Here is a 26,024-nt window from a genome sequence, read left to right as displayed (position 1 = left end):
GCACAACCCTGTACATCAGAGGGAATACACAAAATGCCGCTTTCCATGAACCGAGAGGTCTTTATCACCTGTGCAGTGACCGGCTCTGGGGGAACGCAGGATCGCAGCCCGCATGTGCCTCGTTCGCCCAAGGAAATTGCAGAAAGCGCGATTGCCGCCGCCAAGGCAGGGGCCGCGATTGTGCATTGTCATGTGCGCGACCCAGAAACCGGCGCGCCCTCGCGGGATCTTGGTCTTTACCGCGAGGTCACCGACCGCATCCGCGAGAGCGATACCGATGTGGTGTTGAATCTTACTGCGGGCATGGGGGGCGATATCGTCTTTGGCGGGGTCGAGCGCCCGCTGCCCGTGACCGAAGACGGCACCGACATGATCGGCGCAAGCGCGCGTGTGGCGCATGTGGCGGAATGCCTGCCGGAGCTCTGCACGTTGGATTGCGGCACCATGAATTTTGCCGAGGCCGACTATGTGATGACCAACACGCCCGGCATGTTGCAGGCGATGGGGCAGATGATGACGGATCTCGGTGTGAAGCCCGAGATCGAAGCCTTTGACACCGGGCATCTTTGGTATGCCAAGCAACTGGTCAAAGACGGCGTGCTGAAATCGGATGCTCTGGTGCAGCTCTGCATGGGGATCCCATGGGGGGCGCCCAATGATCTCAATACCTTTATGGCGATGGTCAACAACGTGCCCGACGACTGGAACTGGTCGGCGTTCTCGCTGGGGCGTGATCAGATGGCTTATGTGGCGGCCTCAGTGCTGGCAGGCGGCAATGTGCGCGTGGGGCTGGAGGATAACCTCTATCTCGACAAGGGCGTGCTGGCCGAAAACTGGCAACTGGTGGAGCGCGCAGGCACCATCGTGTCCAACCTTGGCGCGCGTGTGATCACGCCGGCAGAAGTGCGCGAGAAGCTTGGCCTGCAGAAACGCGCCCCGATCACCAAGTAATCGGGAACGAAAGCCGGGGGCAGGGGTTAGAGTTGAAAGACATTTTGCCCCCGGAGGTCCGTATCATGATTGCAGTTGCTTTTCGCTCCACACTCGCCGCCACCCTGGTTGCTCTTACACTCGCGGCACCGGTGCAGGCTGCAGGGTATCGCGACACCGATGTTGCGATGACCGTGCAAGAGGATCTGGACCTGTCGCGCTATCTTGGCACTTGGTACGAGATCGCGCGGTTTCCCAACCGGTTTGAGCAGGGCTGTGCGGCGGTGACCGCAGAGTACAGCCCGCTTCCCAAGGATCGCATCAAGGTGGTGAACAGCTGCCGCAAGGGTGGCGTGACGGGACCGCTGGAAACGGCCGAAGGCGTGGCGCGCGTCGCAGGGCCTGGCAAGCTTGAGGTGAGCTTTGTCTCCTGGTTGCGGCTCTTGCCTTTCACATGGGGGGACTACTGGGTGCTGGACGTGGACGCGGACTATCAGGTGGCGGTCATCGGCACGCCAAAAGGCAAGCAGGGCTGGATTCTGGCCCGCACGCCCAACATCAGCGCGACAGAGCTGGAGGCTGCAAAAGCGGTCCTGCGCAAGAATGGATATGACACCGGGGCCCTGGAGATGGTGCCCCAGAACTAGGGACAACGGGATATGACAAAAACAGCAGCAATCATTGGCGGTGGCGTTATCGGCGGCGGTTGGGCCGCGCGGTTCTTGCTCAATGGCTGGGATGTGCGGGTCTTTGACCCGGATCCCGAAGCCGAGCGCAAGATTGGCGATGTTCTTGCCAATGCCCGCCGCAGCCTGCCCGGGCTTGGCAATGTGGCGCTGCCACCCGAAGGAAGTCTGAGCTATCACGAGACCCTCGCGGAAACCGTGCAGGGCGTCGACTGGGTACAGGAGAGCGTGCCCGAGCGGCTCGATCTGAAACAGAAAGTATACGCAGAGCTCGAGGCGCATGCGCCCGGCGGCGCGGTGATTGGTTCGTCGACCTCGGGCTACAAGCCCTCGCAATTGCAGGACGGGTTCACCAACGCCGCGCAGATCGTGGTGGCGCATCCTTTCAACCCGGTCTATCTCATGCCGCTGGTGGAGGTGGTCACAACTGATGTGAACACGCCCGAGATGATTGCCAAGGCCAAGGCGATCATCACCGAAATCGGCATGTATCCTTTGCACCTGAAAAAGGAAATCGACGCTCATGTGGCGGACCGGTTCCTTGAGGCGGTCTGGCGCGAGGCGCTGTGGCTGGTAAAAGATGGCATCGCCACCACCGAAGAGATCGACAACGCAATCCGCTATGGCTTTGGCATCCGCTGGGCGCAGATGGGGCTGTTTGAAACCTACCGCGTTGCGGGCGGCGAGGCGGGCATGAAGCATTTCATGGCGCAGTTCGGCCCGGCTCTCAGCTGGCCCTGGACCAAACTGATGGATGTGCCCGAGTATAATGATGCGTTGGTCGACCTGATCGCAGGCCAGTCGGACGCACAGTCAGGGCAGTATTCCATCCGCGAGCTCGAGCGTATCCGCGATGACAACCTCGTGGGGATGATGCGGGCGCTGGGCGCAAACAACTGGGGTGCCGGGGCGCTTCAGAATGCTCATGACGCCGCGCGCCTGTCAGAGGCGGGGCTTGCGCGCAGCATGGAGGACGTTGCCGATCTGTCGCAGCCCATTCTCACCCAGAGCCGCGTCGTGCCGCTCGATTGGACCGACTACAACGGCCACATGACCGAGAGCCGCTATCTGGATGCCTTTGCCCAATCCACCGACCGGCTGATGGAGATCATCGGCTGTGACGCCGACTATATCGCCTCAGGCGGCAGCTACTTCACCGCCGAGACCCATATCCGCCATATCGACGAGGTCCACGCGGGCCACCCGGTCCAAGTCCGAACGCGGGTCATCATGGGCGCGGGTAAGAAGATGCACCTCTGGCACGAGATGTATGAAGGCGACCGCCTCCTGGCGACCGGCGAGCATATGCTCTTGCATGTGGATCTGAAAACCCGCCGCTCGGCACCGCCGGCCGCGCATATCGAGGCCAATCTTGTGAAGCTCGCCGAGGCACATGCGGCGTTGCCCGCACCCGAAGGGCTGGGTCGCGCCATCGGTGCGCCCCGCTAATGCGCGTTTTGGTGACGGCGGGCGCGTCCGGTATCGGGCGCGCCATGGCAGAGGGCTTTGTCGCGACGGGCGCCGAAGTCTGGGTTTCCGATGTGGATCGCGACGCCCTGGCCGCGCTGCCCGACGGGTGGAACGCGCGGCAGGTCGATGCCACCGACGAGGTCGCGATGCGCGCGCTCTTTGCCGAGATTGCGCAGGCAGGCGGGCTTGATGTGCTCTGCGCCAATGCTGGCGTGGCCGGGCCGACCGCCTTGGTGGAAGACATCCAGCTGGAGGACTGGCGCGCCTGTGTCAGCGTCAACCTCGAGGGTGCCTTTCTGGCGGCGAAATACGCGGCACCGCTCATGAAAGCGGCCGGGCAGGGCAGCATCGTGCTTACATCGTCTACGGCGGGGATCTACGGCTATCCCAATCGTGCGCCCTATGCGGCCGCGAAATGGGCTGTGATTGGCCTGATGAAAACCCTCGCGATGGAGCTCGGCCCCTTTGGTATCCGCGCCAATGCGATCTGCCCCGGCGCGGTCGAGGGGCCGCGCATGGAGGGCGTTCTGGCGCGCGAGGCGGCACTCAAAGGCATGAGCCGCGATGCGGTCCACGAGGGCTATGCCGCGGGCACGTCTATGCGCACCTGGGTCACGGCTGAGGATGTGGCCAACATGGCGGTGTTCCTTGGCTCCGAGGCTTCGCGGCGCATCTCCGGTCAGGTCATTGCGGTGGATGGCCACACGGAAAACCCGGATCCGAAGGTATAGGACCGGCGTCAAACACGGAGCGTTTTGGTCACTCGGATCAGGTGCCGCCAGCCGCCCGGATGGCGCAGCGCTACGTCGCCACCCCGATCTGTGCGCGCAGTGCGCGCAGGCGCCCGGGAACTTGCCGGGCGGTGATGTCTGCCTCGCGCACCAGGCGATCAAAATGACCGGTGTAGGTTTCCACCCGCGCGCGATCGCGAAAGGCCATGTAGTGACTGCCGGCATAGAACACGCATAAGAGCGGCCCAAACACCGTCAACGGCGACGAATATAATCGCTTTGCATCGTAGAGATAGACCCGCAGGCGCGGGTATAGCTGCGTGGTCAGCCGCTCCAGATGCTCAAGCTGCTCGATGCGGATTTCAGCCGATAGCCCCTCGTAATAGCCTACCCCTTTGGCAAAGCTGTCGACCTCATAGATGGGCAGCGCGATCTCGTAATCTGACCCGGCCTGCCGCATCCAAGTGAGCCGGTCCTCGGAAGCGCCGATGGCCTGATCGGCGGTGCGCCCCAGGTGTGGCGCATATTCCCATTCGAGCACCGCGCGCGTCTTGAGCATATCGGGCAGCGTCGCGGGCACATGGCGGATCTTGTAGCCGGCGGCCTCGCGATGCCACTCGTAAATCCGTTCATCCACCAGCGCGCGTGGCGCTTCGGTCATCGCAATAGAGGAGGCCAACAGTTCCGCGGCGCTTTCTGGGCGCTCCGAGAGGCTCAGCAACCAATCGGCCGACACACCCAATGCCTCTGCGCAGGCGCCGACCACATGCGCATTGGGCAAGCGCGCGCCATCGTCCGTCAAGAGCTGCGAAATTGTCGAGCGATCCACACCGGTGGCGCGCGCCAAAGCGCTCTGACTGAGGCCGCTGTCGCGCAGCGCGCGCTCAAGGCGGTCCCGAAACTGTACCGCCCGGAGGCGTTTGTCGATTTTATCCGTCATGTGATGACAAATATCACATCTGATGAATTTTGTTAATCACATACAGAATTCTGCACAGTCTGCCGTTGGCCTAGTTTGCAGGTGTAGCAAACATTGGAGGACCTATGGAAACGCGCGGGCGCTCCCTCGTGAAGGCGATTGTGTGGAATGTGATCGGGCTGATCTCGATGACGGCGGTGGGGTTTATCGCCACCGGCTCCTTGAGTGCAGGTGGCATGATGGCGGGGATCAATACCGCGCTCGGCTTCCTGAGCTATCTGATTTACGAGCGGGTTTGGGCGGGCATCCGCTGGGGGCGTCACCATGCATGACATGAGTGCCATGCAACCGGCATCAAGGACAGCCGAGAGCGCGATCGGGATGCCCGAGAACTTGCTGGAGGTCCCGCCCGCGATCGACGTCTCCGAAGCAGAGGCCCGAGCGGTCCTGCCCAAACATCCGGAATGGGGAACTTTCCTCCTGATTGTGGCTTGCTATCTCCTTTGGGCAGGCGCTCTCTTTGGTCTGGCGCAGGTATCGCAGGCTCTGGCCGTCGTGGCGGCGGGGCTAATGTTGGCGTTGCATTCCTCGCTCTGCCATGAGGTGTTGCACGGGCACCCCTTTGCGAGGCGCGCGCTTAACGAGGCGCTGGTGTTTTTGCCGCTCAATCTTTGTGTGCCCTATGGCCGGTTTCGCGACACGCATCTTGCGCACCACCAGGATGAAAACCTCACCGATCCTTATGATGATCCCGAGAGCAATTTCATGGATCCGGAGATCTGGGCGCGCCTGCCAAAATGGCGACAGAGCCTCTTGCGTGTGAACAATACGCTTCTGGGGCGCATACTCTTGGGGCCAATGATCGGGCAGATCTGCTTTATGCAGACGGACTGGCGGTTGGCACGCAATGGTGTGCGCGGGATCGGACGCGATTGGGCGCTGCACGGGATCGGAATCCTGTTGGTCTTGGGGATCGTGAGCCTCTCGGAGATGTCGGTTCTTGCCTATCTGGGCGCTGCCTATATCGGACTGGCATTGCTCAAGATCCGTACCTATCTGGAACACCGCGCCCATGAGGATATGCACGGCCGCACGGCAATCGTGGAGGGACGGGGAGTGCTCGGCTGGATCCTGAGTTTTCTGTTCCTGAACAACAATCTCCATATTGTGCATCATCTCTATCCCGGCGTACCGTGGCACCGGTTGCCCAGGCTTTATCGTCAGCACCGCGCGCGCTTTCAGGACCGGAATGACGGCTATGTGCTGCCCAGCTATGCGAGCGTGTTTCGCCAGTTTGCCTTTCGCGCCAAAGACCCGGTGCCACATCCGCTCTGGAAATCCTCCGAGTAAAGGCGCATAAGGGCGGTATGCGATAGTATACCATAAGGTCAACCCATGCCGCTCTGGATCCCCGTCACCCTCGCCGCTGCCAGTTTTCAGACCGTGCGCTTCATGCTGCAAAAGGTCCTGAGCAGCGTCACCCTGAGCGCGGCGGGGGCGACGTTTTCACGGTTCGTCTATTCGGCGCCCCTGATCCTGCTGCTGCTTTGGGCCTATGTGGGCGCAACGGGCGCCGAGCTGCCGGCCCTGAGCGCAGCGTTCTGGGGTTTTGCCATAATCGGCGGCCTGTCGCAGATCCTGGCAACGGTCTGCGTCGTCGCGCTCTTTAAGGAGCGCAATTTTGCGGTTGGCATCACCTTCAAGAAAACCGAGGTGATCCAGACCGCGATCGTGGGTCTGGTTATTTTGGGCGATGAGGTCTCCCCGCTGGGGTGGGTTGCGATCCTCATTGGACTGGTGGCGGTGCTGGTGTTGTCAAAGACCAAGGACGGACCCAAGGGGCTTTGGGGGCAACTTACCGGGCGCGCGCCGCTCTTGGGGCTGGGGTCGGGGGTGCTCTTTGCCTTTTCCGCTGTGAGCTATCGCGGCGCCTCACTTGAATTGCAGGAGCCGGACGCCGTGCTGCGGGCGGCGGTCACACTAGGGGTGGTTGTCTGTTTGCAGACCGCGATGATGCTTGTGTGGCTGCTGTCGCGAGATCCCGGCGAGATCCTGCGGGTCTGGGATGCGCGCCGGGTCGCGGTTTGGGTGGGGCTCACCAGCATGGGCGGCTCTTTTTGCTGGTTCCTGGCCTTTACCTTGCAAAACGCAGCCTATGTCAAAGCGCTGGGCCAGGTGGAACTTCTGCTGTCTCTCCTCGCATCCCTTCTGGTCTTCAAGGAAGAGGTGACGCGGCGGGAGATCATTGGCATGGCCCTCCTGGTGCTCTCGATCCTCGCGCTTATTCTGGCGCTCTGAGCGCGCCCGACCCGCTGCGGATGAGCTCAATCCGCCTGCGACATCGGGCGGCCATGCAAGCGCAAAAAGAGGCTCTCTTCATCATCATTGCGAAAAAAGGGCGTGCTCTCCGGGGGGCTTTCGTGGCGCAGGTTGGCGGTGACCTCTGCCAGCACGACCTCGGTGATGAACGGCAGATCAAAGCTGCGCACCTGGCTGAGCGGGATCCACTGCAGGTGGGATAACTCGTCGGAGGCGCGGGAGAAGTCATCTAGATCGCCGCGCAGATCCTCCGCTTTGAGCAAGAAGAACCGTGCATCAAAGCGGCGCGGGCGACCCGGCGGGGTCAGGGCGCGAAACACGAATGTCAGCGCCGAAGCATCCGGAACATGGCCCGTTGCGGCAAAGCTCTGCCAATCCTTGGGCACCTCGGCGGGCCAATACCCCGGCTGTCCAAGGATCAGTCCTGTTTCCTCCCAGAGTTCACGGGCTGCGGCCACGCAGAGCGCGCGCCAGACTTCTGCTCCCCCATCTTCTTGCAGGCGGTTCCGGCAGGGCGCACCAATGTCACCGGCCAGGGCAATCTCGCGATCGCCCAGATCCATTGCGCCACCGGGGAACACAAATTTGTTGGGCATAAACGCGGCCTTGGCGCCACGCTGGCCCATCAGGACCTTGGGGTCGTCGCTTTTGCTATCGCGCACCACGATCACCGTCGCGGCATCGCGAATCGTGGTCTTGTCTATGCTTGTGTCGCTTGCACCGGTCGCTGCCATCGCTGTGCCCTCTGACATGAAGAAAACTGCCCGCAGGGGCGGGCCGTTTGCAGTGTCACGTCTTTGACATGGAAAGAAAAGGGGGCGATCAGGCGGCGGAGGTCTTTTCTTTTGGCGTCTTGTCGAACCCATGCATGCGGCGGGCCCATTGATAGGCAACCACCACGCCCTTGAGATGCGGCAGCAGATAGAGCGAGGCCGCCAGACAGCCGGTCGAGAATACCGAAGCCATGACCCAGGGCGAGGGCCGCCACTCAAACGCCATATAGTGCATCAAAGGGGCCATCAGGTGTCCCACGATCAGGATCGTCAGATAGGCGGGGCCATCGTCGGCACGGTGGTGATGGAACTCCTCACCACATTCAGAGCAGCTGTCGTTGACCTTGAGATAGCTGTGCAGCAGTTTGCCTTCGCCGCAGTTCGGGCAACGTCCGCGCCAGCCCTTCCAGAGGGCCGGTTTGGTCTGACGTTCCTCATCAACGGAGGCGTGCTGCGGGGTGAGGCCTTGCGTGTCTGTCATCTGAATACTCCGTGACCTATGCGCGCTTGGGTAATAATTCGTGTGCAGTGGTCGTGATTACTTCAATGGTTTATCCCAAATATGCAAATCACAGATGTATTACGCTGTGACCGGGTGACGCGGGGGGGTAAAACCTCCGTAAAAACTTACCTTTCCGAGGGCGACATAGAAATTTCGACAATCTGCGACGGAAACTGCGGGGGCGCGCGTTTTACTCATACATCGGGCAGCATGGTGCTGCTGCGGCTCAACGAAGGAACGATGTCATGAAGAAACAGATCCTGATCGCCTCTCTGCTGACGCTCACCACCGCTCTGGCGGGGGGGCAGGTTCTGGCCAAGCAAGGCTTTGGCCCGCGCCATGAAAAGCCCACGTTTGAACAGCTGGACGCCAATGGCGATGGCGCGCTGACCCAAGACGAGCTTGCGGCGCGCGGGCAAGCGCGGTTTGCCGAGGCTGATCAAAACGGGGATGGCGTCCTGAGCGCCGACGAGTTGAATGCCCGCGCGCAAGAGCGGATGGCCCGTCGCACAGCCAAGATGATCGAGCGGTTTGACACTGATGGGGATGGAGGCCTGAGCGCCGAGGAAATGCCGCGCCGCCACGGTGCGATCAATCTGCTGGAAAAGGCGGATACCGATGGCAATGGCTCCATTTCCAAAGCGGAGTTCGATACCGCACAGGCTCTTGTCGAAGAGATCAGAAAGCGTCAGCATCATCGCGGTGGGCCCGAAAAGCATCGTGCAGGTGCGGGCCAGGACTCGGAGTAAACCTGATCCAAACGACACAGTGCATATGGGTGCCAAAAAACCGGTGTCTCCGCTTGCGAGCGGAGCACCGATGACCGCCGAGACGGGCGTTGATCGTGCGCATGGCGCGACGCGGGCCACCTTTGTGGAGCCCGCGCTCAGCGACGAAGCCTTGCTGATCCGCTTCGGCAATGGCGATCCTTCGGCGGCGACAGAGCTGACCCGGAGGCTTGCGCCGCGGGTGCTGTCACTGGCGACACGGGTATTGGGCAATCGCGCAGAGGCCGAAGACGTGACCCAGGAAGCGATGCTCAGGCTGTGGAAAATCGCGCCCGACTGGCGAAATGGCGAGGCCCGCGTCTCTACTTGGCTCTATCGTGTGGGGATGAATCTTTGCATCGACCACAAACGCCGGGTTCGTGGCGGGCATGTGGATCTGGACGCGATCCCGGAACCTCCTGACCCTGCGGCCGGGGCGGCGGAGGCTCTTCAGGAGGGGGCGCGCCGGGACGCGCTGCAAGATGCGCTGATGACCTTGCCCGAGCGGCAACGTCAGGCCGTGGTGCTGCGCCACATCGAGGAACTGACGAACCCGGAAATCGCCGGGGTCATGGAGATCAGCGTGGAGGCCGTGGAAAGCCTGACCGCACGGGGCAAACGCGCTTTGGCCGCAGCATTGGCGGGTCGGCGCGAGGAATTGGGGTATCAAGATGGGTAACAAGCCAAATAGCCAGACCGAAATTGACGATCTCGACGCACTCTTTGCCGAGGCGCGCGCGACCCGTCCCGAGGTGCCCGCCTCCCTGATGGAGTCCATCCTCGCCGATGCAGCCGACGCGCAGGCGGGGCACCTCAGCAGCACCGCGACAGAGCCTCCTCGGCGTGGCCCGATTGAGGTTCTGATTGCAGCGCTGGGGGGCTGGCCGTCGCTGGGAGGGCTGGTGGCCGCGAGTTGCGTCGGGCTCTGGGTCGGGATCAATGCACCGGACCTGATGCTGGACACGCCGGGCTTGCAGACGCTGGCCCGCACAGGCAGTGAGACAACAGACTATGCGGCCTATGAAACTTTTGATCTGGCCACGGTGCTGGCTGAGGATTTGCAATGACACATACAGCTGAACCCAAGGGGATTTCGCGGATGCCACGCTGGCTGAAGGCCGTGTTTGCGCTGTCGCTTGCGGGCAATCTCGCGGTGGTGGGGATCATGGTGGGTGCCGCGCTGCGCGAGGGTCGTCCCGGTCCGCATCGCCACAAGGCTCCACCTCCTGCGGCGGCAGATGCAATCGGGGCGGTGATGTATCGCTCCTTTGATGATGCGGAGCGGCGCGCATTGCGCAGGCTCGCAAGTGGCAAGCACGGCGACATTGTCGAGCGGCGGCTGGCCGAACTCAATGTGCTGCTGGAGGTGATCCAGCAGGACCCGCTTGATGCCGATCGCCTGCGCGCCGAGATCGACGCGCAGAGCCAGTCTGCGCAGGCCTTCCGCAGCTCCATGCATGAGGTCTGGATTGCAGAGCTGCAGAAGATGACGCCCGCAGAGCGTGCAGGTTTTGCCGAAAAGGTAAGGGACCACATTGCACGGTTTCGCAAGCCACGCGAAGATCGTCCATAATCCCCGAAGGACGCGTGATCTGCAGATCTTATGGATGCAGAGGGATCAGGCGGCGGCGCTCTGTGTGAGCCCCTTGATCGCGGCTTGATTGCGGCCCGCGTGCTTGGCCTCATAGAGCGTGCGGTCCGCTGCCACAAAGAGATCATCGGCGCTCAACGGCTGCGTGCCTTGCTGCGCGACGATGGCGCCGACGCTGATCGTGACCTCGAGAGGCTGTGCGCAGCCTTTGACCACAAAGGGGCTGCCGCTGATCGCGCGGCACAGTCGGTTGGCCACGGTGCTTGCCTCGTCGGGGTGCAGATCCGGCAGCACCAGCATGAACTCCTCCCCACCGATCCGCGCCAGCAGGTCGCAACCACGCAACTCCGCTTGAAGGCGACGCGCGGCTTCGATCAGGACCGCATCGCCCACCGGGTGGCCATAGGCATCGTTGATGCGCTTGAAATGGTCCAGATCCGCAACCATCACGGCGAAATTTGATCCCGCAGATTGGGCGTCTTGGGTCACCTGTTCGAGGAACGGGCGTGCGTAGCGGCGATTGTAGAGCCCGGTCATCGGATCACGCATCGCCGCACGATAGCCATCACGCAGGGTGTTGCGGATCATTTCGGCGCGCTGCTGATGTGCAAGCTGCGCGGTGATCCGTAGGGTCAGTTCATCCACCTGAAAGCCGCAGTGCAAGACGTCATGCGCCCCCCGGTCCAGCGCCTCTGCCGCGATGCTGGCATCGGCGGGGTTCGGCACCGCGATCACCACACTGTCGCGGGTGCTGATCCGGGCACGCAGATCCGCCAACAGACGTAGCGCCATGCCAGCCGAGTGTTCGTTAAGCTCGATCACGATCACATCCGGCACCGGCGTGCGCATCAGATCCTGGATCGCGTCGACATTGTAAGCTTTCAGACGGAAGTCCACGTTGGCGCTGAGGCGGGATTTCCACTTCTGCGCCGTCTGCAGATCATGACAAACCAATGCGACAGTCGCATCCGATTGTGTGATCTGAGCGGCGGTGGTGTCCTTCAGCGGTACGGAGAAGGCGGCAACACCCTCTTCGCGCAGGTGCAGTTCGTCGTCTTGCATGCGCATGCGCAACAGACTGCGGATGCGCGCCTGCAGGATCATGTCGTCCACCGGAAGCGGCAGCACCTCGTCGATACCCGCCGACAGCGCCATGATGCGGGTGCCGCGATCGTTTTGCGGGCAGAGCGCAATCACCGGCACCCCGGCGCCATGGCGCACCCGGTCCAGGGCGCGTTTGACATCCGCGGCATCGCCGTCCGGCAGGGTCATTGCAGTGAGGACGAGATCCGGGCGGTTGTCTTTCATCAGGGCCATCGCGGCCGACAGGCTGTCGGCCTGCAGCACCTGGAAACAGGCTGCTGTCAGTTGCACCTTCAAGATGATGCGATTGGTGGATACCCCATCTATGACTAGGATCGTGCCTTGCACGTTGAAAACACCTTCATTCCCGGCTTTTGCTTGTGTTTGAGTGTTGTTGAGACTGGTTAACAAACCCTTTCGGGGGTAGTGCAAATTGACTTAAAAATGTCGACAAGGAGGCCGTTATGCCATTTTCCGCCGATCGCGCCGAGGTTCTGGGCCTAAAGGCGCTCACTTGGCTGGCCGGGAACGAAGAGCTCTTGCCAATCTTTCTGGGGTCCAGCGGAGCCTCGCTCAGTGATTTGCGCGACCGCGTGAACGACCCGGAGTTTCTCGGCGCAGTGCTGGACTTTCTGCTGATGGACGATTCCTGGGTGATGGCGTTTTGTGACCATGAGGGCGTGCCATATCCGTCGCTTGTGGAAGCCCGCGCGACGCTGCCCGGGGGTGAACAGGTGCACTGGACGTGATACACGCTGCCAAACGGATTTTCCCAAGGACTTCTCATGACTCTCTCTGCGCTTCTTTTCGACAAGGACGGCACGCTCTTTGACTTTGCCCAGACCTGGAATGGCTGGGCGCTGGGGATGCTCACGGAGTTGGCCGGTGAGGACACAGGGCGTCTGGGCGCGATGGCCGAGGCGGTGCGCTACGATTTGACCGAACGCGCCTTTCGTCCCGACAGCCTGGTGATCGCAGGCACCAATGACGAGGTGGCCGAGGTGCTGTCGCCGCATGTGCCGCAGATGAGTGAGGCTGATCTTGAGCAATACCTGATCCGCACTGCGGGTGAGGCCGAATTGGCACAGGCGGTACCGCTTGCGCCGTTTCTGTCGGACTTGCGCGCGTCTGGCCTGAAGTTGGGCGTGATGACCAATGACGGCGCGCATTCGGCGCAACGGCATCTGACCCGTTCTGGCGTCTATGACCATTTTGACATGGTGATCGGGGCTGACAGCGGGTTTGGCGCCAAACCCGATCCCGACCCGCTCCTGGCCTTTTGTAGCCATTTGGGTGTCGCCCCCGACGCAACCGCGATGGTCGGCGACAGCCGCCACGACCTGATCGCGGGGCGTGCAGCGGGGATGCGCACCATCGGCGTTCTGACCGGTTTGGCTCGCGCCGAGGATCTGGCCGATTTGGCCGATGTAGTGCTGCCAAATATCGGTCATATCCCGGACTGGCTTGCGCAGGCCTGAGGCTGGAACGCACTCCGGCGGCATCACGAAGGGCAAATGCGACATGAGGTGTCGGTATTGGACAGGTGTGTCTGGTGTCATCCGGCCCAATCTGGACGGGTAAAAAATCCGTCGCAGGAGAGGGAATCCCATGTCGCAGACACAAGCGCGCCGACGCCGGGGAGGAGGCCGGGCCGGTGCAGCCGCCCGTCGGGGAGCCGCCACTTTGGAGCAGATGCCATGGAAGCCTCCGGTCAATATTGACCGCCCGGTCGAGCCGCTCACCGCAGAGGGTATTGCCGCAATCCATGATGGCGCGATGCGCATTCTCGAGGAGATCGGCGTCGAGTTCCTGAACGACGAAGCGCTTGAGATCTTCAAGGAGGCGGGGCTCAAGGTGGATGGCGCTTTGGTGCGCATGGACCGCGAGTTTGTGATGGAGATGGTGGGCAAGGCCCCCTCGGAGTTCACCCTGACGCCGCGCAACCCAGAGCGCGCCATTCGCATCGGCGGCAATTCGATCGTCTTTGGCAATGTGTCCTCGCCGCCGAACTATTGGGATATGGACCTGAACAAGAAGGTCCCCGGCACCCGTGAACACTGCCAGAACCTGCTGAAATTGACGCAGTATTTCAACTGCATCCATTTTGCGGGGGGCTATCCGGTGGAGCCTGTCGATCTCCATGCCTCGATCCGTCACCTCGATGTGCTTTATGACAAGCTCACGCTCACCGACAAGGTGATGCATGCCTATTCGCTCGGCAAAGAGCGGGTCGAGGACGTGATGGAGATGGTGCGCATCGCGGGTGGTCTGAGCCATGAGGAATTCGACGCCCAGCCGCACATGTACACGAACATCAACTCCACCTCGCCCTTGAAGCATGACGAGCCGATGATTGATGGTGCGCTGAGGCTGGTGCGGCGGGGCCAACCCGTGATCGTGTCACCGTTCACGCTGGCAGGTGCGATGGCTCCAGTCACCATGGCGGGGGCCGTGGCGCAGTCGCTGGCAGAGGCGCTCTGCGCCATTGCCCTATTCCAATATGTCCGCCCCGGCACGCCCTGCGCGATCGGGACGTTTACCTCCAATGTCGACATGAAGTCCGGAGCACCTGCATTTGGAACTCCTGAATATATGCGCGCGACTCAAATGACCGGGCAGATGGCACGATTTTACGGATTGCCGATGCGGTCCTCCGGCGTTTGCGCGGCCAATGTGCCGGATGGGCAAGCCATGTGGGAGACGTCGAACTCGCTTTGGGCAGCGGTGCAGTCGGGCACGAATATGGTCTACCACGCTGCGGGCTGGCTCGAAGGCGGGCTGATCGCCTCTCCAGAGAAATTCATCATGGATTGCGAGGTCTTGCAGATGATCCAGCGCTACATGGATCCGGTCATCAATGCCACCGGCCCCGAGGAAATCGCGCTCGATGCGATCCGGGAGGTCGGAAATGATGGACATTTCTTCGGCATCCAGCACACGCAGGATCGTTATGCGACAGCCTTTTATCAGCCGTTCCTGAGCGACTGGCACAATTATGAGGCTTGGGAGGCCGCGGGCGGAACCTGGACCGCGCAGCGAGCAAACGGTCTCTTCAAGCAGATCATCAACGAATTCGAGGCTCCGACGCTTGATGAGGGCATTCGCGAAGAGCTGCAGGCCTTCGTCGCCCGCCGGAAGGAAGAAGGCGGAGCCCCCACAGATTTTTAACCATTGTTACTCAATTGACGCGGCGCAAGCAATTTTACGCGCTTCCACAAGGGGAGCGGGCACTATGGGGTTGGAGCCTCCATGGTGCTTGCGGTATGATAGGCGCAGATACGATTGAATGGGGTAGGGGCTGAATTCGTTCAGAGCTTTCGAATCTTGAAATTCGCAAGCAGTGTAACTGAACAGTGCGCAGCGCGTTGAAACTACAAGTCTTGGTGGTGGTATTGGGCCGTGGGAGACATCCCGCTGCCGGTTTTTTGCTTGTGCCACCGGCATGGTGTCCCGCTTGGTCTGAGAAAAGTGACGCAATGCGCCGAGTTTTTTCGGTTCAAGCCCGTCGATGTGGGGAGGTCTTTGGGCTTTCTTAAGTTTGTTTGCTTAAGAAAAAACAGAGGTGAAATAGGGAAGCAACCGTATGCACGGTTTGATCAACAGGGCTGTTCAGGCTTTTGTCACAAGCACTTATGGTGACAAGCGCTGGGCAGACATCATGGATGAAAGCGGGCTCGGGTTTACCGAGTTCGAGGCCATGCTTGTGTACCCTGAAGATCAATCGATTCGAATGCTGCGCGCGGTCGAAGCCAAACTCGAACGCCCCCTTGATGAAATCCTCGAAGATGTGGGGACATTTCTGGTCTCCAACCCTCAGGTCGAGGCTCTCAGGCGCCTGCTGCGCTTTGGTGGCGTGAACTACGTTGAATTCCTGCACTCGCTTGATGACCTGCCGGATCGCGCCCGCCTTGCAGTGTCGGATCTGCATTTGCCGGGGCTTGAGTTGATCGAACAGGCGCCGGGTCAGTTCCAGTTGCTGTGCCAACCGGGCGTGCCGGGCTATGCACAGGTGATGACGGGGGTTCTTCGTGCGATGGCGGATGATTACGGCGCTCTGGTGATCCTTGATCTCGTGGGCGAGCAGGAGGGCTCCGACGTGATTTCGATCACTCTCGTGGAAAGCGATTTCAGCGAGGGGCGCGCGTTTGAACTGGGGGCGCATACATTATGATGACCTTCGAACAGCTGACCGGCCTTGCCGACCAACTCTGCCCAATGCATGTGATCATCGATGCGGATGGCCTGATCGTGAGCCACGGTCCGACCCTCGACAAGATTCGGGGCGACAATGGCTGGTTGGGCAAACCGGTGCTCGAGGTGCTGGACCTGCAGCGGCCTCGCTCCGTCAAAGCCGTTGCTGATCTCATGAATACCGCTGGCAGCAAACTGCACTTTCAGCTTCATGACGCGCCGCACACCCGGATGAAGGGCGTGTTGGTTCCGCTCCCCAAGGGGCGGGGCGCATTCATAAATCTCTCTTTCGGGATTTCGGTGCTGGATGCGGTGCGCGACTTCAATCTGACCAGTCAGGATTTCTCGCCCACGGATCTCACGATCGAGATGCTTTACCTGGTGGAGGCGAAATCCGCCGCTATGGAGGCGTCGCGCCAGCTGAACCTGCGCTTGCAAGGGGCCAAGATTGCCGCCGAGGAGCAGGCCTTTACCGATACGTTGACCGGGCTGAAGAACCGTCGCGCCATGGACCATGTGTTGAACCGCCTGATCAGCGGCGGGCGCGACTTTGCCCTGATGAATGTCGATCTCGACTTCTTCAAATCTGTCAATGACACCTACGGTCATGCCGCAGGTGATGCGGTGTTGCAGCGGGTGGCCTCCATCATGGTGGAGTGTACACGCAAATCTGACACCGTTGCGCGCATCGGTGGTGACGAGTTTGTGCTGGTGTTTGAGGGGTTGATGGATCGCAACCGGATCAATGACCTGGCCTGCCGCCTGATCGAGCGCCTTGAAGAGCCGATCATGTATGGCGCGGATGAGTGCCGGATTTCCGCCTCTGCGGGCACCACCTTGTCCACGGATGTCGCGCAGCCTCTGCCGGCGACGCTATTGCATCAGGCCGACCTTGCGCTCTACGCCTCCAAACGGGCGGGCAAAGCGCAGCATATGTTCTATACGCCCAGCCTCGAAGATGAGATGGATCTGGTCGAGCAAAACAGCAAGTCTGCCTGACAGCGCACATACCTCTCCGCGGCGCCGCTTTCGCGCAAAAGGTATTTGGCCCATACGGATTTCTTCCGTGTGGGCCTTTTCGATCTGGCATGGCTCGAAGTCTAAAATTGGACTGCTCTTTTTCTCGGATATTGGCGCTTTTGATAGGGCTTCTTTTGCACTAGCCGGAGAGGACGCCAAAAGTGGAGCCTTCGATGTCCAGACAAGCCAGATCCTCTCAAGACACGCGTGTCGTGCCCAGCGTATGCCCGTTGGACTGCCCGGACACCTGCAGCCTCAGCGTCGAGGTGACGGGCGATCAGATTACTGCCGTACGCGGCTCAAATGCCAATCCGTTTACGGCCGGTGTGGTCTGCAACAAGGTCACGCGCGCATACCCTGACTTTGTACATGGTCCGGCGCGGCTCACACATCCGCTGCGGCGGGTGGGGCCGCGGGGGGCTGGCACGTTTGAACGCATCAGTTGGGAGGATGCGCTGGATCTTGTGGTCGAAGGGTTTCACGCTGCCATTGATGCGCATGGCGCGCAGTCGATCTTGCCGCTGAACTATGCTGGACCTCACGGGGAGCTGGCGGGGGGCTCGCTCGATCGGCGATTTTTCTACCGTCTGGGCGCCACGCGAATGGATCGCGGCCCGCTCTGCGGCGGGGTGCGCAGCCTCGCCTATGAGAGCCTCTATGGCAATGCTCCCGGAATGCCGCCCGAACAGGCCCAGCATGCCGATCTCATCGTGGTCTGGGGCAACAATGTGACGGTGTCCAACCTGCATCTGACACGGATCGTCAAAGCGGCCCGCGCCAAGGGTGCGCGTCTGGTGGTGATTGACCCCAAGCGGATCAAGATCGCAGAGCAGGCCGACCTCTATCTTCAGGTGCGACCCGGAACCGATGTGGTGCTTGCCCATGCGCTTGCGGCTGAACTCGAACGGCGCGGCGCATTTGATGTGGAGTTTATTGCGCATTGGGTGCATGGCGTTGACGAGTATATGGACGAGGCGCGCAAGCACAGCGTTGAAAACGCTTCTGAAATCTGCGGCCTCGCTGTCAGCGATATCCTGAAGCTGGCGGATTGGATGCAGACTGCGCAGAGGCTGGCCACCTCCACCGGCAATGGGATGGAACGGGGACGCTCCGGAGGTTCGGGGCTGCGCGCGGCGATGGCGCTCAATGCGCTCCTGGGGCAGCACGGGCGATTGGGAGCCGGGGTGGTGGCCAAATCCGGACTGGCCTCCCCCAAGACACGTGCCCGTCTGCAGGGCGATCACCTGATCGACCCTGAAACACGGGTGGTGAATATCCTTGATGTGGCACAGCTGATGCTTGATCGCGAGCAATCCAAACCGATCAATGCCGTCATGATCTACAACCACAATCCTGTCGCGACACACCCCGACCAGACTCGGATGATTGCGGCGTTGAGTCAGCCTGAGATCTTTACCGTTGGCTGCGACGTGGTGATGACCGACAGCATGGCCTATTGCGATGTGATCCTGCCCGCAGCCACCCACTTTGAGCACGATGAGATCTTTGCCGCCTATGGTCAGAACTATGTCCAGCGGGCCGAGCCCGTGATCGCGCCCATCGGGGAAAGTCTGCCGAACACGGAGATTTTCCGCCGTCTGGCCGCGCGTTTTGGCTATATCGAGCCAGAGCATCAGGCTTCGGACGTGCAGTTGATGGATGACGCGATGGATGCCAGCCATCCGCAATTTGAAGGCCGCCCCCCAAGCCAGATGCCGGTGGATCGCGCGTTGGAAATGCAAAAAAGCGATGGCGCTGCTCTGATCCTCTGCGAGACGGTGACGCCTGACACAGAAACAGGCCGGATTGAGCTCTTTAGCGCCGCGCTCGAGGCGGAGACCGGCTTTGGCGTGCCGCGCTATGATCCGATGCCGCAGGACCTGCCCTTGGTGTTGATCACCCCGAGTTCGGACAAACGCATCAATGCCACTTTCGGCAGCGCGCCGCTTTCCGCAGGGCCCGAGAGCATCGAGGTGCATCCCGAAGACGCCGCCGCACGGGGGCTGCAGGATGGTGATCTGGTCGAGGTTGCCAACGCCCGCGGAAGCGTCACGTTCCGTCTCAAGATCTCGGATGCGATGCAGCGCGGTGTGACGTATGCCCCCAAGGGTACATGGCGCATCAGTTCCAAGACGGGCCTCACCGCAAACGCTCTGATCCCGGCGGAGGTACGCACCGATATTGGCGACGGGGCCTGCTATAACGAGACCTTCGTTGAGCTGCGCGCCTATGCCGGGGTGCGCGCCGCCGAGTGAGTGCGCATCTGGGAAAGACAGGGGCCGGGCGTTGTGCCCGGTCTTTGCTTGTCTGTCGATTGGCGCAGGCATAACGTTGCCAAGAGGACACTCTGATCGGACCAATTATGCCAAGCGATTTGCCCGCCTTTACGCCGGATCGGCGATCTGATGTGCCGATCTTTGAGCAGATCTGCACGGCCTTGCGATCTCGAATTCGCTCCGGAGCCCTTGCCACCGGGGCGCGGCTCCCGGCAACGCGGGCGCTTGCGGGGGATCTGGGGGTGGCGCGTGCGACGGTCGTGACGGCCTATGAGCAGCTGGTGGCCGAGGGCTATCTCATGGCGCGGCGCGGATCGGGTTATACCGTCTGTGCCATGGGCGAGGTGGAGCTTCCGGCGAAAGGGACGCCCACGCCACCTGCGGACCTCAGCGAGCGGGGAGACCTGCTCTTGGAGGCTGGCCAGCCGGACATGCGTCTCTTTCCGCACCGCGCCTGGGCAAAAGCCGTTGCTCGCCTCTGCCGCACACGTCCAGAAGATATGTTGATGGGCTGCGGGCGCTTTGGTCATCCGGAGCTGCGCCAGGCCATTGCCGCCCATGTGAACGATTGGCGCGGGATCGCCGCGCGGCCGGATCAGGTGCTGGTCACCTCTGGCGCGACCGAGGCGTTGGATATTTGCCTCTCGGCGCTGGCCTCGAACACCGGAGCGGTTGGGGTGGAGGATCCCGGCTATCCCCCGATCCGACGGTTTGCGCAGGCGCAGGGGCGTCGCATCCGAGACTTGGCGCTCGATTCCCAAGGGGCCGAAGTCCCTACAACTGGCGATGGCACCGATGTGGTGGTTCTGACGCCGTCGCATCAATACCCGCTTGGTGGCGCGATGAGCGCGGGTCGGCGACAAGAGTTTGTGCGCTGGGCGGCGCAGTCACAGGGCTGGATCATCGAGGACGATTACGATTCGGAATTTCGCTATGCGGGCCGACCGATTCCCGCGCTGGCAGGTGTCGACGGGCAGGGGCGGACAGTCTACATCGGCAGCTTCTCCAAGATTTTCTCGAACAGCTTGCGGATGGGGTACATCGTGGCCCCCGAGGCGCTGGTGGAGCGCCTCGTGCGGGCGATGCGTCGCAAGGGTGCGCGTGCCAGTGCCATGCCCCAAGCGGCTCTGGCGGAGTTTATGCAGCACGGAGAGTTCTACCGGCACCTGCGCCGGGTGCGCCGAATCTATGCAGAACGGCACCGGACCCTGATCGCGCGGTTGCGCTCGGATTTCTCTGATGTGGGCCATGTGGAGGATTACCAAGCTGGCATGCAGGTCGTGCTGCATCTGCGTCCCGAAATTTGCGATCAGACCGTGACAACAGCCGCACGCGCAGCCGGTGTGGGTGCTGAGGCGCTCTCGAGCTACAGCCGCCGCGCGGGCGCCTTCAATGGGGTGGTTCTGGGCGCCTGCCTCAATGATCTTGATGAGCAGGCAGAAGCCCTGTCGCGCCTGCGCGCGACGATTTCCTCAACAGGATAATCCCCTGCTTCTCGGCGGTGCGTGAGTGGTGGAATGCGCCAATTTCTCAGAGAGAAAAATGGTACTCCGTAGGGGAATCGAACCCCTCTTTCCAGGTTGAAAACCTGGCGTCCTAACCGATAGACGAACGGAGCACTCTTGGTGTGAGCGGGTGTTTACTGAAGCACGCGCGGCCGTGCAAGAGGAAAATAACACAAATCCCAAAGTTTTTGAGAAGCTCCGCACATTCAGACAAAAGGTATATTTATCAATGCAGTACGACGCGAGCCGCAACAAGGGTGCGCACGCTGAGACTCGCAGCCTAGCAGCGAGGTCATGTCTGATCTGCAATTCTACGGGAGAGTAAAGTGGTACTCCGTAGGGGAATCGAACCCCTCTTTCCAGGTTGAAAACCTGGCGTCCTAACCGATAGACGAACGGAGCACTCTTGGTGTGAGCGGGTGTTTAGGGTTTTGCGGCGGGCGTCGCAAGGGAAAAAAACATCTACAGCGGAAAATTCTTATCCACAGGCGAAGTCCTCGCCATTTCTAGCGAGGTTCAGGCCTCGGCTGCGTCCTCCAGTCGCAATTGCGCGCTTTGGCGCCCGCCCCAGGTGTTGACCTCTAGCCGTCCGGAGACATGAAAGCGCGCGCCTCCGTGTTCGAGCAAGCGCGGCCCGAGGTTGGTGTCAAAGGCGCCAAAGGCGATGGCGTCGATATTGCCGCCCATCCCATCGGTGAAACTGACCTTGAGATGCGATTCTCCAACCCGTTTGGCAAAGCGTACGGCGACGTCAGGAAACCCATAGCGGGGGGCAGGGGCCCCAGCGCCAAACGGCCCGGCCTGTTCGATCTGCTCGATCAGCTCCACACTGGCGGCGCCGGGCATCAGCATCCCGTCGAGCTTCAGATCCGCGGGGCCCAGATCGCCTGCGCCCTGTTTGTCCAAGAGCTCTGCAAGGCGGGCCATCGCGGGTTCCAGCTGGCTGCGCGCCACTGTGAGGCCCGCAGCCATCTTGTGCCCGCCGCCCTTCAAGAGCAGCCCTTCCATTGCGACCTTCTGGATCGAGGCCCCAAGGTCGATGCCCGACACCGAGCGCCCCGATCCTTTGCCCTCTTCGCCGTCTAGGCCGATGACCACCGCAGGTCGACCCGTTGCTTCCTTGAGGCGCGAGGCGACGATGCCGACCACGCCCGGATGCCAGCCTTCCCCCGCCGCCCAGACCAAAGGCGCGTCAAAGCCGCGCGCCTCGGCCTGTTCCAGTGCGGCAGCACGCACCGCGTTCTCAATGTCGCGCCGCTCCGTATTGAGCTGGTCAAGCCGTTCGGAGAGTGCAGCAGCCTCATGCGGGTCATCCGTCGACAGCAGGCGCGCACCAAGGTCCGCCTTGCCGATCCGCCCGCCCGCATTGACCCGCGGCCCCAGGAGAAAGCCGAGGTGATAGGTTGAGGGCGCCGAATCCATCCGGCTCACATCCGCGAGGGCAACCAGACCCGGACGTTGGCGTCGCCCCATCACTTTCAGACCCTGGCGCACCAGCGCGCGGTTCGCGCCGATCAGGGGGGCCACATCTGCCACGGTGGCCAGCGCCACCAGATCGAGCATCGCCATCAGATCCGGGCCTGCGCCAAGCCCCTTGTCGCGCGCCTGACGCCGCACCTCGACGAGCATCAGGAACACCACACCAGCGGCGCAGAAATAGCCCAGATCGCCGTCCTCATCCTGCCGGTTGGGGTTCACCACTGCCACGCAGTCGGGCAGGGTCTCGCCGCCAAGGTGGTGATCCAGGACCACCACATCCGCGCCCTTCGCCGCTGCGATGGGCCCGTGCGAAAGTGTGCCACAGTCCACGCAGATGATAAGGTCATGATCGCGCGCCAGCGCCGCCATTGCCGCATCATTGGGGCCATAACCCTCATCAATGCGATCCGGAATATAGAGTGTCGCCTGCTGGCCCATCTGTCGCAGGTACACCAGCAAAAGCGCCGCCGAAGAGCCGCCATCGACGTCGTAATCGGCAAAGATCGCAATCCGCTCGCGCCGCTCCACGGCTTGCAGAAAGCGCGCCGCTGCGGTCTCCATGTCCTTCATGCGGCGCGGATCGGGCAAGAGATCCTTGAGCTGCGGCGTCAGAAACCCGGTGGCCTCATGCGCGGGCACGCCCCGGCGTGCGAGGACCTGACACACCGCAGGAGGTAGCCCGGTTTCCTGCGCCAGATGCTCGCTTGCGCGGGCCTGATCCACACCGGGTCCCACCCAGCGGCGTCCGGTCAGTGAGGTCTCGACACCCAGAAAGCTCAACTCTATTCCCTCGTCTTCTGTGTAAAAAAGGCCGGACCCGCGTGGGACCCGGCCTTCATCTTTTCCCAAATACCTAAATCCCGCTCCGCGCGGCAAGCGCTGAGGTTTGTTCTGGGTTACTGATGCGCGCTCAGAGGTGTGCGATAGCTCATGCGGCGCACCGAGCCGGTCTTGGAGCGCATCAACAGTGTGGTGGTCTCGACCCAGCCCGGCTCACGCTTGATGCGCGGCAGCAGCGAGCCTCCGGTGACGCCGGTAGCGGCAAAGATCACATCCTGTGTCACCATCTCGTCGCGGGAATAGACGCGGTCCAGATCGGTGATGCCGGCCTTGGCGGCGCGGGCTTTTTCGTCGTCGTTGCGGAACAAGAGACGGCCAAAGATCTGACCGCCCATGCATTTGAGTGCCGCTGCCGCCAGCACGCCTTCGGGCGCGCCGCCTTGGCCCATATACATGTCGATGCCCGTGACCTCTGCTTCTGCACAATGCATGACGCCCGCCACATCGCCGTCGGTGATCAGGCGGATTGACGCGCCGGTTTCGCGCACCTCAGCGATCATCGCCTCATGGCGGGGACGTTCCAGGATGCAGACAGTAATGTCAGCGGGTGTGCAGCCCTTGGCCTTGGCCAGCGCCTCAACGCGTTCGCGTGGCGACATGTCCAGAGAGACCACGCCCTCGGGGTAGCCCGGACCCACGGCCAGCTTGTCCATATAGGTGTCGGGCGCATGCAGCATGGAGCCACGTGGACCCATGGCGATCACGGTGAGCGCGTTGGGCATGTCCTTTGCGGTGAGCGTGGTGCCTTCGAGCGGGTCCAGCGCGATGTCCACGCCGGGGCCGTTGCCGGTGCCCACTTCTTCGCCGATATAGAGCATCGGCGCCTCGTCGCGCTCGCCTTCGCCGATCACCACCACACCGGCGATGTCCAGAAGGTTCAGCTGTTCGCGCATCGCGTTTACGGCGGCTTGGTCTGCGGCCTTTTCATCGCCGCGTCCGATCAGCGGGGCAGAGGCCAGAGCAGCCTGTTCCGCAACTCGGGCGAGGCCCAGGGACAGCAGGCGGTCGTGAAACGGCGCGTCGGCGGTGGTCGAAGTCATTCCCAGTAATCCTATCTCAAACTTGCGCGATCTCGCCCGGCATAGCCCGCCCAGCCCCACGGGGGCAAGGCTGCAGCGCGGCTGATGTCGCTAACAACATATATTTTGCGCCTTGAGCGCGCCCTTGGGCATTTGCACCCGAGCGCGCGCACGCGGCGCGTTTCAGAGGTTCTGCCTCACAGCTCTTCGATGCGCAGCGCCACGGGGGCGCCTTCAACCACGCCTGTTGCGGCCAGCGCCTCAAGGGCCTGTTCCAGCATGGCAGACGTGCATTTATGAGTCACGATCAACACCGGAGCCACTGTGGTGGCGTGATCATACTGGCGCATCCGGTGGATGGAGACCCCCGCATCCCCCAATGCTGCGGCGACTTTGGCCAGCGCGCCGGGTTTGTCCTGCAGCGCCATACGCACATAATAGGGTGCAGGCAGGCCGGTTTGTGCGGCCGGCTCTTCCGAGAGCGTCTTGGCCGGCTGGCCAAAGGTCGAGATCCGCAGGCCGCGCGCAATGTCGAGCACATCGCCCATCACCGCACTGGCGGTGGGGCCTTCGCCCGCGCCGGGGCCGCGCAGCACCACTTGTTCGATGGCGTCGCCCTCGATCACCACCATGTTGGTGCCGCCCTCAAGCTGCCCGAGCGGAGAATTCGCGGGCACCAGGCAGGGGGTCATGCGCTGCTCAAGCCCGCGAGCCGAACGCTGTGCAACGCCCAGAAGCTTGATCCGATAGCCCATATCGGCGGCGTGGCGGATGTCTTCAATGGCGATGCGCTGAATGCCTTCGAGTTTGACATCGTCAAAGGCCGGTTTGGTCCCAAACGCGATAGAGGCCAGGAGCGCTAGCTTGTGGCCGGCATCAATACCGCCCACGTCCAGCAGCGGGTCGGCCTCCAGGTAGCCAAGCTTGCCGCATTCCTCAAAGAGAGCGTTATAACCCCGGCCTGTGGCTTCCATCTGCGTGAGGATATAGTTGCAGGTGCCGTTCATCACGCCCATGACGCGGGTGATTTCATTGCCTGCAAGGCTCTCGGTCAGGGATTTGATCACGGGGATGCCACCGGCAACCGCCGCCTCAAAGCGGATGACGCTGCCATTGGCCTCTGCGCGTTCGGCCAGATCCTGGCCGTGGATCGCCAGGAGCGCCTTGTTTGCGGTGACCACATCCTTGCCGGCTGCCAGCGCAGCCTCCGTTGCAAGCCGAGCCGGGCCTTCGTGCCCGCCCATCAGTTCGACAAACACATCGACATCATCGCGCGTGGCAAGGGCGACTGGATCGGTTTCCCACGCATAGTCCTTGAGCGACACGCCGCGATCCTTGGTGGCGTCGCGGGCCGAAACGGCAGTGATCACCACCGGGCGGCCAGTTCGCGCCTCCAACAGGGCAGCATGGCGGCGAATGATCTTCACCACGCCAATGCCGACCGTGCCCAAACCTGCAATCCCCAGTCGAAGCGGTTCAGTCATAGTGGAGGTCCTTATTGTCTTGACGATCTATGGGTTCGATGCCGCCTTAGCGGCTCTGGCCCTTTGGTGCAACGCTCAACAGGGTGAGCGGGGGGTCAGAATTGGCGGCGGCGCAATTCTTCTGCGCGTCTGCGCAAACCTTCGGCGCGCGCGTCGAGTGCCTCCGAGAGCGCGGCGCTTTCATCTTCGGGCAGCGGCTCATCGCTGAGAGCGGTCTCCAACGGCAAAAGATCCGGGTAGGGCTGGCTGCGCAGATCCGCCGGGAGACGGTCCTCAAGTTCCGGTACGCGCGAGCAGGCGGTTGCGAGGCTCAGTAGGGTGCAGGCGAGGAGCACCCCAAGGCGCGTCGAGCGCGGCGTAGGTGCAAAAAACAGGCGGGCAGCGGGTGTGGCGGTCATGGGCGTACCGGAGTTTCCGTCGGGGCTTTTGCCCTTGATGC

General features: G+C 61.9%; 26 protein-coding genes and 2 tRNA genes. 18 read left to right on the top strand and 10 right to left on the bottom strand.

What is annotated here, in order from left to right:
* Positions 1-33 precede the first annotated feature (33 nt).
* From bcoG to ACZ1HH_RS10160, 4 genes are all read left to right on the top strand, one after another.
* On the top strand, positions 34-951 hold the full coding sequence (gene bcoG, locus ACZ1HH_RS10175; protein WP_487320265.1) for a 3-dehydrocarnitine:acetyl-CoA trimethylamine transferase BcoG: 918 nt from the start codon (positions 34-36) through the stop codon (positions 949-951).
* A 65-nt stretch (positions 952-1,016) separates the two neighbouring features.
* Positions 1,017-1,577, top strand: coding sequence for a lipocalin family protein (locus tag ACZ1HH_RS10170; protein ID WP_472636564.1), 561 nt, complete (start codon positions 1,017-1,019; stop codon positions 1,575-1,577).
* A 12-nt stretch (positions 1,578-1,589) separates the two neighbouring features.
* Entirely contained in the window at positions 1,590-3,065 is a 1,476-nt protein-coding gene (locus ACZ1HH_RS10165) for a carnitine 3-dehydrogenase (RefSeq protein ID WP_011539510.1), read from the top strand.
* Entirely contained in the window at positions 3,065-3,817 is a 753-nt protein-coding gene (locus ACZ1HH_RS10160) for an SDR family oxidoreductase (RefSeq protein ID WP_011539509.1), read from the top strand. Before ACZ1HH_RS10165 ends, ACZ1HH_RS10160 begins: the two co-directional genes overlap by 1 nt.
* A gap of 70 nt (positions 3,818-3,887) precedes the next feature.
* Here the strand turns inward: ACZ1HH_RS10160 and ACZ1HH_RS10155 are convergent, their stop codons facing one another.
* Positions 3,888-4,757 carry a helix-turn-helix domain-containing protein gene (locus tag ACZ1HH_RS10155; protein ID WP_168610401.1) on the bottom strand — a complete coding sequence of 290 codons (870 nt, stop codon included), beginning with the start codon at positions 4,755-4,757 and terminating at the stop codon, positions 3,888-3,890.
* A gap of 104 nt (positions 4,758-4,861) precedes the next feature.
* On the opposite strand from ACZ1HH_RS10155, the gene ACZ1HH_RS10150 reads away from it, so the two are divergent.
* The 3 genes from ACZ1HH_RS10150 to ACZ1HH_RS10140 are packed head-to-tail and all read left to right on the top strand — an operon-like array spanning position 4,862 to position 7,034.
* Positions 4,862-5,068, top strand: a complete 207-nt coding sequence (locus ACZ1HH_RS10150; RefSeq protein ID WP_011539507.1) for a DUF2061 domain-containing protein — start codon at positions 4,862-4,864, stop codon at positions 5,066-5,068.
* Between the two features lie 49 nt (positions 5,069-5,117).
* Positions 5,118-6,086, top strand: coding sequence for a fatty acid desaturase (locus tag ACZ1HH_RS10145; protein WP_472637322.1), 969 nt, complete (start codon positions 5,118-5,120; stop codon positions 6,084-6,086).
* 45 nt (positions 6,087-6,131) lie between these two features.
* Positions 6,132-7,034, top strand: coding sequence for a DMT family transporter (locus ACZ1HH_RS10140; RefSeq protein ID WP_011539505.1), 903 nt, complete (start codon positions 6,132-6,134; stop codon positions 7,032-7,034).
* Positions 7,035-7,060: 26 nt separating this feature from the next.
* Here the strand turns inward: ACZ1HH_RS10140 and ACZ1HH_RS10135 are convergent, their stop codons facing one another.
* Both ACZ1HH_RS10135 and ACZ1HH_RS10130 read right to left on the bottom strand, forming a co-directional pair.
* Positions 7,061-7,807: an NUDIX hydrolase gene (locus ACZ1HH_RS10135; protein WP_487320264.1), complete on the bottom strand. Its 747-nt coding sequence runs from the start codon at positions 7,805-7,807 to the stop codon at positions 7,061-7,063.
* Positions 7,808-7,877: 70 nt separating this feature from the next.
* A complete protein-coding gene (locus tag ACZ1HH_RS10130; RefSeq protein WP_011539503.1) occupies positions 7,878-8,309 on the bottom strand; it encodes a DUF983 domain-containing protein in 432 nt (143 codons plus the stop codon).
* 266 nt (positions 8,310-8,575) lie between these two features.
* Between ACZ1HH_RS10130 and ACZ1HH_RS10125 the strand changes: the two genes are divergently transcribed.
* The 4 genes from ACZ1HH_RS10125 (at position 8,576) to ACZ1HH_RS10110 (ending at position 10,670) form a co-directional block, all read left to right on the top strand.
* Positions 8,576-9,079 (top strand): EF-hand domain-containing protein, encoded by a 504-nt coding sequence (locus tag ACZ1HH_RS10125; RefSeq protein WP_487320263.1) that lies wholly within the window; start codon positions 8,576-8,578, stop codon positions 9,077-9,079.
* 70 nt (positions 9,080-9,149) lie between these two features.
* Positions 9,150-9,776 carry an RNA polymerase sigma factor gene (locus ACZ1HH_RS10120; protein ID WP_011539501.1) on the top strand — a complete coding sequence of 209 codons (627 nt, stop codon included), beginning with the start codon at positions 9,150-9,152 and terminating at the stop codon, positions 9,774-9,776.
* On the top strand, positions 9,769-10,164 hold the full coding sequence (locus ACZ1HH_RS10115) for a hypothetical protein (RefSeq protein WP_168610403.1): 396 nt from the start codon (positions 9,769-9,771) through the stop codon (positions 10,162-10,164). Before ACZ1HH_RS10120 ends, ACZ1HH_RS10115 begins: the two co-directional genes overlap by 8 nt.
* Entirely contained in the window at positions 10,161-10,670 is a 510-nt protein-coding gene (locus tag ACZ1HH_RS10110; RefSeq protein ID WP_168610404.1) for a periplasmic heavy metal sensor, read from the top strand. Before ACZ1HH_RS10115 ends, ACZ1HH_RS10110 begins: the two co-directional genes overlap by 4 nt.
* Positions 10,671-10,715: 45 nt before the next feature.
* Here ACZ1HH_RS10110 and ACZ1HH_RS10105 read toward each other — a convergent pair whose 3' ends face one another.
* Positions 10,716-12,119 carry a diguanylate cyclase gene (locus ACZ1HH_RS10105; RefSeq protein ID WP_472636561.1) on the bottom strand — a complete coding sequence of 468 codons (1,404 nt, stop codon included), beginning with the start codon at positions 12,117-12,119 and terminating at the stop codon, positions 10,716-10,718.
* Between the two features lie 116 nt (positions 12,120-12,235).
* Between ACZ1HH_RS10105 and ACZ1HH_RS10100 the strand changes: the two genes are divergently transcribed.
* The 7 genes from ACZ1HH_RS10100 to pdxR all read left to right on the top strand — a co-directional run bounded on the left by ACZ1HH_RS10100 (position 12,236) and on the right by pdxR (position 20,742).
* Positions 12,236-12,520: a DUF3572 domain-containing protein gene (locus ACZ1HH_RS10100; protein ID WP_011539497.1), complete on the top strand. Its 285-nt coding sequence runs from the start codon at positions 12,236-12,238 to the stop codon at positions 12,518-12,520.
* A gap of 36 nt (positions 12,521-12,556) precedes the next feature.
* On the top strand, positions 12,557-13,249 hold the full coding sequence (locus ACZ1HH_RS10095) for an HAD family hydrolase (protein WP_472636560.1): 693 nt from the start codon (positions 12,557-12,559) through the stop codon (positions 13,247-13,249).
* A 130-nt stretch (positions 13,250-13,379) separates the two neighbouring features.
* On the top strand, positions 13,380-14,939 hold the full coding sequence (locus ACZ1HH_RS10090; protein WP_472636559.1) for a trimethylamine methyltransferase family protein: 1,560 nt from the start codon (positions 13,380-13,382) through the stop codon (positions 14,937-14,939).
* Between the two features lie 415 nt (positions 14,940-15,354).
* A complete protein-coding gene (locus ACZ1HH_RS10085) occupies positions 15,355-15,942 on the top strand; it encodes a heme NO-binding domain-containing protein (RefSeq protein ID WP_011539494.1) in 588 nt (195 codons plus the stop codon).
* Positions 15,939-16,961, top strand: coding sequence for a GGDEF domain-containing protein (locus ACZ1HH_RS10080; RefSeq protein ID WP_011539493.1), 1,023 nt, complete (start codon positions 15,939-15,941; stop codon positions 16,959-16,961). Before ACZ1HH_RS10085 ends, ACZ1HH_RS10080 begins: the two co-directional genes overlap by 4 nt.
* Positions 16,962-17,155: 194 nt before the next feature.
* The gene (locus tag ACZ1HH_RS10075) at positions 17,156-19,237 is read left to right on the top strand and encodes a molybdopterin-containing oxidoreductase family protein (protein ID WP_487320262.1); all 2,082 of its coding nucleotides are present in this window, start codon (positions 17,156-17,158) and stop codon (positions 19,235-19,237) included.
* Between the two features lie 107 nt (positions 19,238-19,344).
* Entirely contained in the window at positions 19,345-20,742 is a 1,398-nt protein-coding gene (pdxR, locus tag ACZ1HH_RS10070; RefSeq protein ID WP_472636557.1) for a MocR-like pyridoxine biosynthesis transcription factor PdxR, read from the top strand.
* A gap of 59 nt (positions 20,743-20,801) precedes the next feature.
* On the opposite strand, the gene ACZ1HH_RS10065 is transcribed toward pdxR, so the two are convergent.
* The 6 genes from ACZ1HH_RS10065 to ACZ1HH_RS10040 all read right to left on the bottom strand — a co-directional run bounded on the left by ACZ1HH_RS10065 (position 20,802) and on the right by ACZ1HH_RS10040 (position 25,983).
* Positions 20,802-20,876: transfer RNA gene (locus ACZ1HH_RS10065), tRNA-Glu, on the bottom strand.
* Positions 20,877-21,090: 214 nt separating this feature from the next.
* Positions 21,091-21,165: transfer RNA gene (locus ACZ1HH_RS10060), tRNA-Glu, on the bottom strand.
* A gap of 114 nt (positions 21,166-21,279) precedes the next feature.
* Complete coding sequence (gene recJ, locus ACZ1HH_RS10055) at positions 21,280-23,022, bottom strand: single-stranded-DNA-specific exonuclease RecJ (RefSeq protein ID WP_472636556.1); 1,743 nt, start codon at positions 23,020-23,022, stop codon at positions 21,280-21,282.
* A gap of 116 nt (positions 23,023-23,138) precedes the next feature.
* Complete coding sequence (gene glpX / locus ACZ1HH_RS10050; RefSeq protein ID WP_011539489.1) at positions 23,139-24,122, bottom strand: class II fructose-bisphosphatase; 984 nt, start codon at positions 24,120-24,122, stop codon at positions 23,139-23,141.
* Between the two features lie 176 nt (positions 24,123-24,298).
* Positions 24,299-25,585 carry a homoserine dehydrogenase gene (locus ACZ1HH_RS10045; protein ID WP_472636555.1) on the bottom strand — a complete coding sequence of 429 codons (1,287 nt, stop codon included), beginning with the start codon at positions 25,583-25,585 and terminating at the stop codon, positions 24,299-24,301.
* Positions 25,586-25,680: 95 nt separating this feature from the next.
* Positions 25,681-25,983: a hypothetical protein gene (locus ACZ1HH_RS10040; RefSeq protein ID WP_011539487.1), complete on the bottom strand. Its 303-nt coding sequence runs from the start codon at positions 25,981-25,983 to the stop codon at positions 25,681-25,683.
* Positions 25,984-26,024 lie beyond the last annotated feature (41 nt).

The organism is Epibacterium sp. HA2-3 (assembly GCF_055693725.2).
Note: the sequence above shows the minus strand (reverse complement) of the source record. Positions and strands in the feature narration are given on the sequence as shown.

What these genes read in the sequence shown, in the direction of transcription:
- bcoG (WP_487320265.1), top strand. Translation starts at nt 34, where the DNA reads ATGCCGCTTTCCATGAACCGAGAGGTCTTTATCACCTGTGCAGTGACC.
- ACZ1HH_RS10170 (WP_472636564.1), top strand. Translation starts at nt 1,017, where the DNA reads ATGATTGCAGTTGCTTTTCGCTCCACACTCGCCGCCACCCTGGTTGCT.
- ACZ1HH_RS10165 (WP_011539510.1), top strand. Translation starts at nt 1,590, where the DNA reads ATGACAAAAACAGCAGCAATCATTGGCGGTGGCGTTATCGGCGGCGGT.
- ACZ1HH_RS10160 (WP_011539509.1), top strand. Translation starts at nt 3,065, where the DNA reads ATGCGCGTTTTGGTGACGGCGGGCGCGTCCGGTATCGGGCGCGCCATG.
- ACZ1HH_RS10155 (WP_168610401.1), bottom strand. Translation starts at nt 4,757, where the DNA reads ATGACGGATAAAATCGACAAACGCCTCCGGGCGGTACAGTTTCGGGAC.
- ACZ1HH_RS10150 (WP_011539507.1), top strand. Translation starts at nt 4,862, where the DNA reads ATGGAAACGCGCGGGCGCTCCCTCGTGAAGGCGATTGTGTGGAATGTG.
- ACZ1HH_RS10145 (WP_472637322.1), top strand. Translation starts at nt 5,118, where the DNA reads ATGCCCGAGAACTTGCTGGAGGTCCCGCCCGCGATCGACGTCTCCGAA.
- ACZ1HH_RS10140 (WP_011539505.1), top strand. Translation starts at nt 6,132, where the DNA reads ATGCCGCTCTGGATCCCCGTCACCCTCGCCGCTGCCAGTTTTCAGACC.
- ACZ1HH_RS10135 (WP_487320264.1), bottom strand. Translation starts at nt 7,807, where the DNA reads ATGTCAGAGGGCACAGCGATGGCAGCGACCGGTGCAAGCGACACAAGC.
- ACZ1HH_RS10130 (WP_011539503.1), bottom strand. Translation starts at nt 8,309, where the DNA reads ATGACAGACACGCAAGGCCTCACCCCGCAGCACGCCTCCGTTGATGAG.
- ACZ1HH_RS10125 (WP_487320263.1), top strand. Translation starts at nt 8,576, where the DNA reads ATGAAGAAACAGATCCTGATCGCCTCTCTGCTGACGCTCACCACCGCT.
- ACZ1HH_RS10120 (WP_011539501.1), top strand. Translation starts at nt 9,150, where the DNA reads ATGACCGCCGAGACGGGCGTTGATCGTGCGCATGGCGCGACGCGGGCC.
- ACZ1HH_RS10115 (WP_168610403.1), top strand. Translation starts at nt 9,769, where the DNA reads ATGGGTAACAAGCCAAATAGCCAGACCGAAATTGACGATCTCGACGCA.
- ACZ1HH_RS10110 (WP_168610404.1), top strand. Translation starts at nt 10,161, where the DNA reads ATGACACATACAGCTGAACCCAAGGGGATTTCGCGGATGCCACGCTGG.
- ACZ1HH_RS10100 (WP_011539497.1), top strand. Translation starts at nt 12,236, where the DNA reads ATGCCATTTTCCGCCGATCGCGCCGAGGTTCTGGGCCTAAAGGCGCTC.
- ACZ1HH_RS10095 (WP_472636560.1), top strand. Translation starts at nt 12,557, where the DNA reads ATGACTCTCTCTGCGCTTCTTTTCGACAAGGACGGCACGCTCTTTGAC.
- ACZ1HH_RS10090 (WP_472636559.1), top strand. Translation starts at nt 13,380, where the DNA reads ATGTCGCAGACACAAGCGCGCCGACGCCGGGGAGGAGGCCGGGCCGGT.
- ACZ1HH_RS10085 (WP_011539494.1), top strand. Translation starts at nt 15,355, where the DNA reads ATGCACGGTTTGATCAACAGGGCTGTTCAGGCTTTTGTCACAAGCACT.
- ACZ1HH_RS10080 (WP_011539493.1), top strand. Translation starts at nt 15,939, where the DNA reads ATGATGACCTTCGAACAGCTGACCGGCCTTGCCGACCAACTCTGCCCA.
- ACZ1HH_RS10075 (WP_487320262.1), top strand. Translation starts at nt 17,156, where the DNA reads ATGTCCAGACAAGCCAGATCCTCTCAAGACACGCGTGTCGTGCCCAGC.
- pdxR (WP_472636557.1), top strand. Translation starts at nt 19,345, where the DNA reads ATGCCAAGCGATTTGCCCGCCTTTACGCCGGATCGGCGATCTGATGTG.
- glpX (WP_011539489.1), bottom strand. Translation starts at nt 24,122, where the DNA reads ATGACTTCGACCACCGCCGACGCGCCGTTTCACGACCGCCTGCTGTCC.
- ACZ1HH_RS10045 (WP_472636555.1), bottom strand. Translation starts at nt 25,585, where the DNA reads ATGACTGAACCGCTTCGACTGGGGATTGCAGGTTTGGGCACGGTCGGC.
- ACZ1HH_RS10040 (WP_011539487.1), bottom strand. Translation starts at nt 25,983, where the DNA reads ATGACCGCCACACCCGCTGCCCGCCTGTTTTTTGCACCTACGCCGCGC.